At 34.9% G+C, this 13559-nt stretch carries 13 protein-coding genes and 1 tRNA gene; 11 read left to right on the top strand and 3 right to left on the bottom strand.

Annotated elements, in window-relative coordinates:
- Window positions 1-36 precede the first annotated feature (36 nt).
- Window positions 37-1098, bottom strand: coding sequence for a tRNA 2-thiouridine(34) synthase MnmA (gene mnmA, locus C0J27_RS05165; RefSeq protein ID WP_115586107.1), 1062 nt, complete (start codon window positions 1096-1098; stop codon window positions 37-39).
- A gap of 150 nt (window positions 1099-1248) precedes the next feature.
- Window positions 1249-1896, bottom strand: a complete 648-nt coding sequence (locus tag C0J27_RS05160) for a hypothetical protein (RefSeq protein WP_115586106.1) — start codon at window positions 1894-1896, stop codon at window positions 1249-1251.
- A gap of 196 nt (window positions 1897-2092) precedes the next feature.
- On the opposite strand from C0J27_RS05160, the gene argS reads away from it, so the two are divergent.
- The 3 genes from argS to C0J27_RS05145 all read left to right on the top strand — a co-directional run bounded on the left by argS (window position 2093) and on the right by C0J27_RS05145 (window position 5689).
- Window positions 2093-3739 carry an arginine--tRNA ligase gene (argS, locus tag C0J27_RS05155; protein ID WP_115586105.1) on the top strand — a complete coding sequence of 549 codons (1647 nt, stop codon included), beginning with the start codon at window positions 2093-2095 and terminating at the stop codon, window positions 3737-3739.
- A gap of 145 nt (window positions 3740-3884) precedes the next feature.
- A complete protein-coding gene (locus C0J27_RS05150; RefSeq protein WP_115586104.1) occupies window positions 3885-4580 on the top strand; it encodes a hypothetical protein in 696 nt (231 codons plus the stop codon).
- Between the two features lie 188 nt (window positions 4581-4768).
- The gene (locus tag C0J27_RS05145) at window positions 4769-5689 is read left to right on the top strand and encodes a hypothetical protein (RefSeq protein WP_115586103.1); all 921 of its coding nucleotides are present in this window, start codon (window positions 4769-4771) and stop codon (window positions 5687-5689) included.
- Between the two features lie 96 nt (window positions 5690-5785).
- Here C0J27_RS05145 and C0J27_RS05140 read toward each other — a convergent pair whose 3' ends face one another.
- Complete coding sequence (locus C0J27_RS05140; protein WP_115586102.1) at window positions 5786-6874, bottom strand: PIG-L family deacetylase; 1089 nt, start codon at window positions 6872-6874, stop codon at window positions 5786-5788.
- Between the two features lie 241 nt (window positions 6875-7115).
- On the opposite strand from C0J27_RS05140, the gene C0J27_RS05135 reads away from it, so the two are divergent.
- From C0J27_RS05135 to C0J27_RS05100, 8 genes are all read left to right on the top strand, one after another.
- On the top strand, window positions 7116-7985 hold the full coding sequence (locus C0J27_RS05135; protein WP_115586101.1) for a hypothetical protein: 870 nt from the start codon (window positions 7116-7118) through the stop codon (window positions 7983-7985).
- Between the two features lie 275 nt (window positions 7986-8260).
- A complete protein-coding gene (tsf, locus tag C0J27_RS05130; protein WP_115586100.1) occupies window positions 8261-8857 on the top strand; it encodes a translation elongation factor Ts in 597 nt (198 codons plus the stop codon).
- A gap of 17 nt (window positions 8858-8874) precedes the next feature.
- Complete coding sequence (gene frr, locus C0J27_RS05125) at window positions 8875-9456, top strand: ribosome recycling factor (RefSeq protein WP_115586099.1); 582 nt, start codon at window positions 8875-8877, stop codon at window positions 9454-9456.
- Window positions 9457-9522: 66 nt separating this feature from the next.
- Window positions 9523-9609: transfer RNA gene (locus C0J27_RS05120), tRNA-Leu, on the top strand.
- A gap of 23 nt (window positions 9610-9632) precedes the next feature.
- Window positions 9633-10928, top strand: coding sequence for a trigger factor (locus C0J27_RS05115; RefSeq protein ID WP_162801825.1), 1296 nt, complete (start codon window positions 9633-9635; stop codon window positions 10926-10928).
- A 516-nt stretch (window positions 10929-11444) separates the two neighbouring features.
- On the top strand, window positions 11445-11588 hold the full coding sequence (gene rpmH, locus C0J27_RS05110; RefSeq protein ID WP_115586097.1) for a 50S ribosomal protein L34: 144 nt from the start codon (window positions 11445-11447) through the stop codon (window positions 11586-11588).
- A 7-nt stretch (window positions 11589-11595) separates the two neighbouring features.
- Window positions 11596-12006 carry a ribonuclease P protein component gene (gene rnpA, locus C0J27_RS05105; protein WP_115586096.1) on the top strand — a complete coding sequence of 137 codons (411 nt, stop codon included), beginning with the start codon at window positions 11596-11598 and terminating at the stop codon, window positions 12004-12006.
- A 367-nt stretch (window positions 12007-12373) separates the two neighbouring features.
- Window positions 12374-13543, top strand: a complete 1170-nt coding sequence (locus tag C0J27_RS05100) for an ankyrin repeat domain-containing protein (RefSeq protein WP_162801824.1) — start codon at window positions 12374-12376, stop codon at window positions 13541-13543.
- Window positions 13544-13559: the final 16 nt, after the last annotated feature.

The following is a 13559-nucleotide window of genomic DNA, read 5'->3' as shown; positions in this document are numbered from 1 at the left end:
TATACCCTTTTCTGCTTACCAAACTTTTTTAAAATACTAAAAAGCTTTATCGATAATTCCACCACCCACGCATTGTGACCCGTCATACAACACTGCAAATTGTCCTGTTGCTATGCCTTGTTTGCTTTCTTGCTGCAACGTAATAACCCATGCATCACCATCACGAGTAATAGTAACTGGATGAATGTCTGCTCCATGGCGGTACTTCACGTGCAACTGTGAAGCTAAAGAAATCTCTTGCGAAATAATATTCATAGAATTGACAACAACGCCAGATTTTGACTCTGCTGCATTCTGGTACTGTTTAGAAATAAAGACGACGTTTTTTGTCGTATCTTTTGCTACAACGTACCACGGACCTCCAGAAAGGCCAATTCCTTGTCGTTGACCAATGGTGTAATACCAAAATCCTTGATGCGACCCAACAACTTTGCCCGATTCAAATTCGATAAAATCACCTGGCTTGTCACCAAGGTGTGCACGTAAAAAATCAGCAAACTTAAATTTACCTAAAAAGCAGATGCCTTGGCTATCTTTACGTTCTTTATTTGGTAGATTAAATGTTTGCGCTAATTGACGAACTTCATGTTTTTCTAGATGCCCAATCGGGAATAAAACTCGACGTAACTGTTGTTGCGATAGTTGGCACAAAAAATAAGTCTGATCTTTAACCAGATCAGGAGCTTTTTTTAGAATTGAAAATTCTGTACCATGTTCAACTTGTGCATAGTGACCTGTTGCAACATAGTCATACTCATCAGAGATATAATCATAAAAAGCACCAAATTTTACGTGTTGATTACACAAAACATCTGGATTAGGAGTACGCCCTGCTTGCACTTCTGCAATCGTATAGGCAACAACTTTGCTCCAATACGCTTGCTGCATAGAAACAACTTCTAACGGTACAGCAAATTGCTCGCATACTTTGCGAACAAACTCTAAATCATCTTCCCATGGACAGTTGCCAAGGTATGACAATTCATCTTCTAACCAAATTTTTAAATAAAAAGCTGTAACATCATGCCCTTGCTCTTTGAGCAAAGCTAACGCTACAGAACTATCAACACCACCTGAAATCAACATTGCTATTTTCATGAAAATCCTCTATTTAGTAATCTTTTTAAGAATATCATGAACCTTAAGCAAATACCAGGCAGCCCAAAAAAATCCCTACGACTTTATAAAAATCGTAGGGCATAATAAACATAATTTTATTTGTTACAGACATAAAAATGTAATCCCTTGTTATTTGTCTGTACGCTTGTGTAAAGCATCTTGCATAACTCGGGTTTGCAATAATTTTAGCTCATTTATTTTTAATTGAGGTTCATAGGGCACTTTATAATCAACAAGCATTTTTGAATTACTTGGACGTTGCACGTTTGCATTAAATATTTTTTGAATTTCAAGCTCAATAGTATTCACTTTTGATCGAACTTCTGGCTCAAAATTTTCTAGATCAAGCATGCTTGCATTATGATGTAGCGATTTTTTTATTGCCTCTTTCATGAGAGCCATCTGCTCACGTTGCTGACAAAGTTTAACATAATAATTTTTTAAATTTTCATATGAATGAACCTTGTCTGGAAACATTTTTTCATTTTGCTGCGCCAAGTACAAATCGCGTTTTGCAAACTGATGCAAATCATCAAAATATTTATCTATGCCAGAATATTCATCGGTAGCAGTAATATCTTTACTGCTCAGCATAGGAAAACCTTGCTGTGCATCATGAAAATCATCTTCATCATCAAATCTTTCTAATTTGTCTAATTTTTCTAAATGTCGATTACTCAAGTTTGTTGCAACAGTTCGTGGAGATCGATCATCAGATCCATACACCTGTATTGTTGCCATAGCAAGCAAAGCTATGGTAATTTTTTTGTTTTTCATATAGACGACCTATTTTATATTTTTTACAATTTAATTACTTTTATGTATATGGCACATTATCACACTATTGATTTCAAATTGTCAATAGTTTGCTCCGATAAAAATGTATGAACCTTATCCTAAAAATTGAGCATTTATACGAGGTATGCTACGCTAAGTGTACCATAAAAAAGCTATCTATGAATAAAGGTCTGTTATGAATTCAATTGAACACGTTAAAGCATCATTTTTTACATTTTTAGAACAACACTATAATTTAAATGAAAATCAACTTACACGCTGTAATTTTGACATGAACACCGACCCTGAAAAAGCTGCTTTTGGCGATCTTAATAGCAATGCAGCAATGGTGCTTGCAAAAGAACTTGCAACCAATCCACGTGCACTGGCACAAACAATTACTCAAAATTTTCAACACCCTGCTATCAGCAAAATTGAGATTGCTGGCCCTGGATTTTTAAATTTTTTCCTGACTCCAGAATCATTAATCACGCTTGCTCAAGAAATATTAACAAAAGGCGATGAGTTTTTTAAATCTGATATTCAGCACAAAAAAATCAATATAGAATTTGTCAGCGCAAACCCAACAGGACCATTACATTTTGGTCACGGTCGCAACGGAATTTTAGGCGATACGCTTGCTCGAATTTTAGAATTTTTAGGCCATGATGTTACGCGTGAATTTTATATCAATGACGCTGGAGCTCAAATCACCAAGCTTGGCAACTCACTGCGCGTTCGCTACCAACAAGCACTTGGTCAATCAGTCGTCATGCCTGATGATGCGTACCATGGACAATATTTAACAGATTTAGGGACTGAACTTGCATCTGCTCACGCAGACGGGTTACTTACAGAATCTGATGAATATTTTCAAGACATTGCAAAACAAAAAATGCTTGCACAACAAAAAGAAACGTTACAAGCATACGGCATCCGATTTGACTTGTGGTTTTCTGAAAAAGATTTAAAAAACCGCGTTAGCATCGATGACTACATTCAAAAACTAACAGACAATGGTTACACCTACGAACAAGATGGTGCTTTATGGTTTGCAACCACACAATTTGGCGATGATAAAGATCGTGTTTTACGCAAATCAGATGGTGAATATACCTACTTGGCTGGCGATTTACCATACCTTGTTAACAAATTAGAACGAGGCTACGATACATTAATTATGATCTTAGGTCATGATCACCACAGTTTTGTCGTCCGTTTACATGCCTTAATGCAGGCGCTTGGCTACAATCCTGATCGCTTAACCGTGATTTTATACCAACTTGTGCATATCACCAAAAATGGCGAATCTGCACGTATGTCAAAACGAGCAGGCACGATTGTTGATCTTCACGATATTATCAACACCGTTGGCAAAGACGTTGCTCGCTACTTCTATTTAAACCGTAAAGCTGATGCTGAATTAGATTTTGATCTTGAACTTGCTTTAACAACAAGTAACGAAAATCCGGTATTTTATATTCAGTATGCTTACGTACGAACCAATAGTATTTTAAAGAAAGCTGCAGAAATCAACCCTGATTATGCACAGCTGACTGCAGCTGATTGTAAAAATCTGACTGAACAAGAAAAACTGATAATTAAAAAAGTAATCGCACTGCAAGCTTTGTTAAAATCATTAAACACAAGCCATCAAACGCACGTACTTGCATACTACACTTTTGAGTTAGCAAACATTTTCCATGCATACTACAACAGCACAAAAGCTATAGTTGATGATATTGAGCAAACTAAAAACAATTTATGTATTATTAAAATCATGAACTCAACCTTGCATCTTTGCTTTAATTTAATGGGAATTAGTTCACCAGACAAAATGTAATCAAAACTAAGTTATCTTAAAAAGCCCGAACATACAAAAATATGTTTGGGCTTTTTTCATAAAAACCAAGATTGTAAAACTCTATAAAAATGAATAAAGATCTTAGTATACTACCTGTAATGACAAACTCATAAAAGGAAATAGTATGAAAAAAATAACAATTATCAACTTAACATTACTGCTTTTAACTCAATCGCAAAGCTATCTGCTTGCTCCAGCTGAACCTGCAAAAGTAGAGCCCGCAAAAGAAAACTCAGCTGATAAACAACAACCTACAACTGCTGCAGAAAAAAACTATGAAAATCAGACTTCACATAAAACTACTCAAGAACCAAATAATAATGCAGGCACTGTAGCAACAAAACAAGAACCTTCTGCAACTACCAGCACAAAGTCTGAAACTGGCATATCACTAGAATCAGCAAAAAATACAGGTGAAGAAGAAGGCGAAGAAGAAACATTTACGGATGTTATTATAGATCACGGTGGGGAAAGTGATGTTGAGCACGCTGTAGAAAAAATTAAAGAAGATTCTGAAGAAGCAGATCTTAAAGCAGAAGAAACTGGAAAATCAAAAAAAGAAGCAGGTCTTAAAGCTCAAGAAGCTGGAAAATCAAAAGAAAAATCAAGTGAGCATGAAGAAATAAAAACTGATGCTGCAGATGCAATTAAAAATATGACACCAGAGCAAAATAAGGAACTTGAGGCTTCAATTAAAAAAACTACACAAGCTGCTAAAAATGACCCCTCTAAAAGTGCCGAAATCTCATACGCTACTTCAAAAATAATGGAAGTAGCATCATTGCCTACCAAAGAAGAGAGCGGTGTTTATAAAATATAACTCATGTAATTTTCAAACAATTGAGAAAAAATAAAATCATCTAATTTTATAGCTACGACTATAAGGTGGAACTCCATGTCCACCTTGTTTTTTTATGAAAAGCCACCATCAGACTATTGCAAATAGAAAACAATATTGATTATAATTACTATATGATACAACTTTCATATAATAAAAAAGGATGTAATATGAAAAAATTACAAATCGCTCTATACACTCTTCTTGCAGTATGCGCAAGCTTAGATGTGCATGCAATGGCACATGAACCTGCTAAAGTAGCTGAGCCAAATAAATCTATAGAACAAACTTCCATAGAAAAAACACAAGATATGAATAAGAAATCAAAAGAAAACTCAAGAAAAAAAAGTCAACAAAAAGCTGACGCGAGAAACAACAAAAGATTTAATAGTTCTGATATAACTTCTACAACATCATCAACAGTTCAAGGTGAAAAACCAACTTCATCATCAACTGGAATTTCTTTAGAAGATAATCAAGCATCTCCTGTTCTAGGAGAAAAACAATACGATGAATCAAACACAGAAACAAGTCGTACTGACTCGACAGATACATCATCAACAGGAATCCCTTCATCAGAAGCTGAAGCATCGCCTGCTGTAGACAAAACAGAAGAAACTGAATCAAGCGCAGAAACAAGTCGTACTGATTCAACAGATTCACAACGATTTGAATCTGTTGATCTCACTGATGAAGTTACCGCGCAAGCACAAGCTCAAAATGTAAAAGATTCTTCAACTCTTACTTCTTTTATAAAATCTATGGTTGATAGCTTCTTTGGCAAGGATGCAAATAATCCTGAAGTTAAAGATGGTATGGATAAAGCTATGAGTGATGCGCAAGCTGAACAATGGTGGAGTCCATGGGATGGATCAAAATTCCAAAGATGGTTCGACAATACTATGGAAAGTTTTAAACAAATAAAAGCATCTCTTCCTCCAGCTTCACTATTTTCATCAACAGGCACGGGAAGTGCTATGGCTACGCAAGTGAGCTCAGCTAATTTTTATTATGATAGTCGTGCAGATAGTGTTTACAAAGATGATATATCGATGGATCCATGGAGTAGTCGTGATTCTATAAACTCTTAATAAGCAGATAATAATTTACAGACATTACTTGTAAAAAGAGAGTCTCATTGCAAGACTCTCTTTTTACAAATTAAAAAATCTATGCAATACAAATTGTTACCATGAATTAACTATGTCACTTAATTCATCAACTTTTAATTTTTTCATAAAAATTGCACCAACGTGCTCTTTCCTGATCACATCGTGATAATCTTGTGTTGGCAAAGCATGCTGTACCTGCTGCAGCTGAATTTTTTGTAGCTGCTCTGCCTGGTCTGCAAAATTACCATCAATATCAGTTCCCATAAATATTGTTGATTTTTGAGTTGCAAAACAGTTTATAAATATCGATTTCATCTCATCAATGTTTTTCTGTGTCACCGGAATAATAAGCGAAGCCTCTTGTAATTCAAAATTACTCCAAATATTACGATACCCAAGAATCTCTACATTTTTAAGTTGTGATTGCTGCAAAGCTCTGGTGATCAACTGCAGGGTCGTAAAATGGTTTTTTGGCCCAATACCCTGTGGATCAAGTGCAATCGTAATAATATCTGGTTTTACCGCTTCAAGATACATACTCAGTCGGTCTACGTCAGCTTGCAAAGCTTGTTGAAATGTTTGCTCAGATGCTTGGTAAAACAAAGCACGAAAATGATTAATATTTTCAATGCCGCCTTTGGATATCATCCACTTACGATCTGCTTCTGATTCTCGAATTCGCCCTTTAAGCTCTTGAACTAATTCTATCTCATGCAAACCCTGACTCTTTGAAGAAAAATAGACCGTCAACAAATTCAATCGATCTGCAATCGCCTCATTCGTTCTACATCCAAAAATATCTGCTACAAATTGTATAATCATGTATTGTGTCAACAGCAGCATTTCTTTACTTGCATAAGCAGTATACGCTTGTGCAAATCGATGCAATAGTTGCTCATATGACATATTCATAGCTGTTGCAATAATCGACTCGTCAAGCCCGCGAATCATTTTTGCAACATATTCATCCCGCACACCATTGTATCCGCTCGTTGCATACAGTATATGATTTGTATTACCTGATAACAGCTGCATAGCATACGTATGGTACCCAAGCAAAATATCATCATGATGAGGCGCTGTATGAAGAATAGTTTTTCCAACAAAGCGAGTACAACCCGCTTTAATTTTTTCGTATACAAGTGTCTGTTGATCAAGTTTCATAGTGTGATTTGTAGAGGGTTTTTAAGCATTTATTTTTTATTTTTTCTCAAAGAACCAATACTATATCATTATTTTTTATTTTATTGCACATAAAAATTATTTGTTTTCTGTTTTTAACCTCCATGACATACCACACAAAGCTTTTTCAAACAGCATAATAGCTTGTAATCCATTGCAAATAAAAGCTTGAAACGTGTACGATAACAATAAGAATTTCAATTATAATAAAAAGGAAATACGTATGAAAAAACTACACATAGTACTTGCATGCAGTTTACTTGCTGTAGGCTGCCAGAAGAATTTACAAGCATGGGGCTTTGGAGAAGGAGAAGCTGCAAAAGCAACTAAAAAAACAGTCGACCCAGCAAAAGAAAATAAAAAAACTGAGAACGATAATGCACAAAGAAAAGCTGAACAAGATAGAATTGCAAAACAAAATAAAGCAGCAGAAAATCGTATGAATGATCAAGCAAAAAATGTAAAATCGTCAGCTGATAATTTAAGTGCTGATAGCCTAAAAAAATCATCTAAAAAAAATAGCTCTCCTACATCATCTTCATGGAATCTATCAAGCTGGTTTACCTCAGCTGAAAGACCTGAAGCAAAAGTTACTGCAGAAAAATTACAAGCCGATGCTGAAAGTACATCTCGCGAAATTGACCCTGAAAAAAAAGCTGCTCAAACAGAATCAATTGTAGATACAGCAGCTCAAGATATTGAGCAAGCTCTTGGTACAAAAACAACAGAAGCAGATAAAGCTCAATTTACTAAAACCGCTGAATCTTGGTTAAAAAATTGGAGTCTTGAATCTTTCACTAATTGGATTTCAAGTTGTTACGATTGGGTATTTAGTCGTTCTTCAAGCGTCGAGCCCGTAGCAACTCAATCTGGAAGCTTTAACTTGGCTGATGCTCGTGACAGCAATTCTTCCATCGCTCAACCTCAAGAATCGACTTTAGGCAAATCTCTTGAAAACAGGGGGAAAAAGTTATCTGATCTAAGCAATCAATCTACGACAATAAAAGAAAATGCTTCTGACTTTCAAAATTCTAGCCGCGCATTACTAGAACAACAAAGAGCAAAAGCTAAGAGCTGGAATCTATTTCAATAAGCAAGCAGCTCTGAAATCTTCAATAAAGGCTGGCTCTCGTCAGCCTTTATTTTTATGTAAAACCACAATCACCTGCTTTACCTCTATGCATTTTTTATTTTTTCCGTAGAATAGTTACTATCTCATTCTTTTAAAATTGTATACTACCAAAAATAGCGTCATACTTTCTAATTTTTACAGAGTATGGCATACTAATGGTAATGAATTTTATTACAATAGATTCAGATTATCGCGATGAAAATTAAACGAATATTATTCATGGGGAGCCCATACTAATGGCTAAAGTATCATTAAGCGCAATTCAAGAACTTCGTCAAATCACTGGTCTTGGCATGCTTGATTGCAAAAACGCACTTGAAGCAACTGATGGCAACATCGAAAAAGCAATCGAAGAACTTCGTAAAAAAGGTACTTCAATCGCTGGTAAACGTGCAGGCAACGCAACAACACAAGGTATTGTTGTTTCATACATTCACCCAGGTGATCAAACAGGTGTATTAGTTGAATTAAATTGCGAAACAGACTTCGTAGCTCGTACATCTGCAACAAAAGCTTTTGCTCAAGATATCGCTATGCATATTGCTGCAATGAAACCATTGTACTTAGACAATGAAAACGTTGATGCTGCTTTCCTTGCAAAAGAAGAAGAAATTGCTCGCGAATTGTTAAAAAACGAAGGCAAACCTGCTGCAATGATCGATAAAATCGTTGAAGGCAAAATGAAAAAAATCTTCAGTGAAGTTTGTTTACTAAAACAATCTTTTGTTAAAGATGAAACAAAAACAATTGAAGAACTATTAAAAGAACTTATCGCTAAAACAGGCGAAAATATCAAAATCAAACGTTTTGCTCGTTTTGAAGTTGGTAACTAAACCTTAAGGAACCGATAATGATCTCAACTATAGAAGAAAATAATATAAAGCCTTTTGATCTTTCAGTTGCAACTGAGATGGATAAAGCTATTAAGCACTTTGAAAAAGACTTAAGCAGTGTTAACACAGGAAAAGCTTCTGCATCAATGGTAGAAGATTTACGAGTTGACTGTTATGGCAACATGATGCCTTTGCGTGAACTTGCTTCAATCAGCATCCCTGAGTCGAACTTAATTAGCATTCAACCATGGGACAAATCAGTTGTTGCTCATATTGAAAAAGCAATTCTTGCATCACAGTTGAATATTAATCCACAAACAAATGGAACCGTAATTCGTCTTGAATTACCACCAATGAGTGGAACTCGACGTGAAGAACTTGCTAAATTAGTAAGCAAAAAAGCTGAAGATGCTAAAGTTGCAGTTCGTAACGTTCGTAAAGATTTTGGGAACGTTATCAAAGACAACGAAAAGAAAAAAAATATTTCAGAAGATTTTTCTAAACGATTAACAAAAAGTTTACAAGAATTTACTGACAAATTTATTGCTCAAATTGATATGCTTGGTGAAAAGAAAAAGAAAGATTTAAAAACTTTTTAAAATATTTCTTTTCTTTATTTATATCTGTGATAAGATATAATCATTGAAATTGACATACAAGCTAGTGCACGAGTGGCGAAATTGGTAGACGCACCGGATTTAGGTTCCGGCTCTTTTATCGGAGTGGGGGTTCGAGTCCCTCCTCGTGCACCAAAAAAATGCGAAGGAGAGAGCGCGTGAAGCACAAAGGAGTTCAATTCGAGATTGATTGCAACACACCTGGTATATGCAAATGTCGTGTCATCATTCCTCAGTCAGTTGTTCAAAGTTTTTTCAAACATGCTGCCCAAATCCAACAGTTGGATTCTGATTCCCACGGATTCAAAAAAGGCGCAGTTCCTTTAGATTACATCCAAGTTCATTACAAAAAAACAATTATCAATCATATGCAAGAGATTTTTCTTAAGCATTTTGTCATTGATACCCTTCTTGAATACATTCACAAAAACAAACTTTTAGTCGTTGGTCAATTACGTCTTACTGAAATCAGTATGGATCTTGATAAAGACGCTGTGTACACGTTTGAAGGTCTTTTACCAAAAGAGATCTACATTCAACGATGGAAAACGCTTCCATTTAAAGCTACACAACGAAAAAAATATCGTGATATCGACAACCAAGTAAAATCTTTCTTAGAAGAAGAAGAGCAACAACAGTTGATCTATCAAGCTGAAGATACGGTCCAAATTGGTGACTGGGTATGTTTTGATGCATGGATTATTGATATCGACAAAAAAGCCTTATTTCAAAATAAAAAATCTGAACTGTGGCTTAAAATTGGTGATGAAGAACCAGATCTTACGTTCCATGAACTTTTTTTAAACAAAAGAATTAATGAAATTATCATCACTGACAACACAAGCTTACGTCAATATTTCTGCAATTCATTTGATGCACCCTACACGTATGCAATTCAGATTAAAGATCGATTACCATTCAAATACTTTTCGACTGAATACCTCAAGCATCACTTTAGGTTAAAAAGTAAAAAAGACGTTCACAACAAACTTATTGAGATTTTTTCCTTTAGTTCTGATGTCTCTCAGAGTCGTTTAACTGCAGACGCTGCTTTAAACACGATTATTAAACGGAATAATATTTTAGTACCACCATCATCGGTACAAGCTCAAAAAGAAGTCATCATTTATGAACTGCAACAAAAACCAGATTATACTTTGTATAAAATGAAATCTGATTTTGACGACCACATTACAACCTTGGCTAAAAAGCAGCTGTATGAAGTTGTTGTTACCGATTACATAGCATACACGGAAAATCTGACTGCAAGTCATGATGATATTAAAGCATACTTTAATTTGATGCAACGCACACGAACAAAAGAGTTCTTATACTTTGATCCACCTTCTACTCAATTTGAAGGCCAAGAAGCTCCTATAGCTCTTGAATCTATCAAGCGTGCGTGCGTGAGAGAAAAAGCTTTAAACCATATTATTTATCATCTGACAAAATAAACAGCAATTATAAAAGGCCTTGATACACATAAAGCATCAAGGCCTTTTTCACGGCTACAAGCAAAACACCCCTACCCGTTTGCGTTAAATTTTACGTATGTTAGAATTATTACAAGATATAAGTTTGCAATAACTCATCTCTTTCTAACTCTGCTCCTTTTTTTGGCGGTAGATCTTTTTGTAAGGTCTACCGTTTTTGTTTACCTGCAATCATAAAATTTATTATGAAAAATAGCTCACCCAATCTTTCATAATAAACACAAGCGCTCTTGCTAAAAAACTCTGATATGCAACTTCTGCAGCAGTTTTTGCACCACATTGCTTTCTATTGTCAACTTCATTAATTCATAGACACAGCAGCATTAAAAGGTCAAAACAGCTCAATTAAAGCCTTTTTAATCAGATGATTAAATAATTATTGTAAAAAAGATTAAAGCTTTCTGTTGCAAAAAAGAGGAAAATCTTTAGACTTAGATTTAGATTAATTTGTAAATTTTCTAATATAGTAGGTACTTCATGTCAGTCACCTTTTTTAAAAAAAGCCGCGTAAAAAGAAACCGTAAACACGGGTTCCGCAAAAGAATGTCTACTCTTAGTGGTAGAACAATTATTAACCGTCGTCGTGCTAAAGGCAGAAAACGCTTAGCTGTTCGCGCTTAATATCACAATGAAAGATGTTGCAAAACAGATTTCTAAGTTTAAACGAAAAGAAATAGATCTTTTGTTTCAAACGACTCAAGCAGCATATAAAAGCAAGGAGCTGGTAATATTATCAGCTCCTTGTATCCTTTCTTTTGGTCGAGTACTTCTTATTACTTCACGAAAAGTTGGTAATGCTCCAGAGCGCAATCTTTTGCGTCGATGGGGTAGAGCTATTTTCTATGAAAATAAATTATTTGAACTTAATAAAGATTGTGTTGTTATTTTTAAATCTGCGGCAAAAAATTTAACGTTTGATCAATTTAAAGAAATTTTAAAAAAATCAGTCGTAGTTACGCCAAAGACGTCTAAAAATAACAACTCTGCTGCAAATACAATCGATGTTGCTTGCCCTGCTTCATCGACCATTCATAGCTAGAATAAAATTTTCTATTGCATCTGTATTCTCTCAGTGCATAAACCACGCTCAAAAATTAAGATCAAGGGCTGCGATATCGCCGCGCTCATCTTAGTAAACACATGTGGCAATAATCTCTTTACGCTTTTTTAGTTTAGAAAAGAGTCTATCAGACATACTCCCGGACTCTTAGATATCTGATATTAAACAGCTACCGCATGATACATACATGATATCGTATTAAAACATGAGCTGTCGTATCTATATGCACAACTCCCATCAAAAAAAACAATACGCAGTAAAAAAACTCTGGCAATCCATTGATTTGAATGTTTTAAATTTGATAGAATGTTTTCAAATAGAATATGTATCGAAATGGAGTTACCCCATGATTAAAAAAAATAAAATAATTATAGCTTGCTTGTCCCTTGCACTCATAAGTGGATATCCAGATCTACTCATGAGTGGATATTTTACGGCAAACTATCCTTACAAAAAATTAAGTTCTCATTTACAAAATTTTTCAAAATTTATTAACGCTAATCTGTATGAAATTAATAATTATTTATATCAAGCTGAACAAGATCAACTTGCACATAATTTTGAAATAGCTTTATATGCAGGTAATGCACCATACCTTGAAGCAATTTTTAATAAATCATTTGCATTACGTGGCTCTGAAAATGATGCAAACTTTACAAGGCTTGTAAACTATATATTTGATAAAGAAACAGAATCACGTCCATTACATATAGCAGTAGAAATTGCTGCATATCACAAAAATAGAATTCTTTTTTACAAACCAGGTAACAATAAAGATAAGCAAAGACACCACCAAATAAAATACCAAGAAATGATAAGAACTATACGATTCTTACTTGAACATGGTGCAGATGTTAATGCAACGAATAATTCATGGCAAACTCCTTTGCATATTGCATGTGTAGCACATGATTTTGAAATTACCAGCATGCTCTTAGACAATTATGTTGACCAAAAAGCTGAAGACATGCAGGGAAAAGCTGCTTTTGATTATGTTGTAGAATATTTTAATGAACTAGAACAATCAATAGCAAAAAACCAATCTCACGAAAAAAACAAAGATACACGTGATATTAATGCAGAGAAACGAGAAATTAAACTTGATTATTATCAATGGGAACGAGCTTTTAAAAATCAACCCGTAAAAAAAGCTTCATGTTACCAAGCTATTATGGCTGGCATAACAAACATGTTTAAAGGCTCTCCTAAAATTGCTCCTGCGCCATTATCAACACAAACACCTGAAAATTCAATACTTAAAACTCCTGAACGCACCATCGATGTATCTCAGCTTATAGAGTATAAAAAAACACCTTCATCACGAGCGAGCAGCAGAACATCTTCATCAACATCAAGCTCAAGTAGCAAAAGTTCTGCTTCGTCAAAAAGAAGAGAAACGGTAAATTTTGCAGAAAATTCTTTAAAACCAAGTCAATCATCAATATCCGATCGGTATACTATTGTTGCAGCAAGTAGACAACGATCAAAATCAACACGAATTACTCCTGAGGGATAAAATTATAGATTGTAGA

The sequence above is a fragment of the Candidatus Chromulinivorax destructor genome, assembly GCF_003366055.1.
GTDB lineage: Bacteria > Babelota > Babeliae > Babelales > Chromulinivoraceae > Chromulinivorax > Chromulinivorax destructor.
Note: the sequence above shows the minus strand (reverse complement) of the source record. Positions and strands in the feature narration are given on the sequence as shown.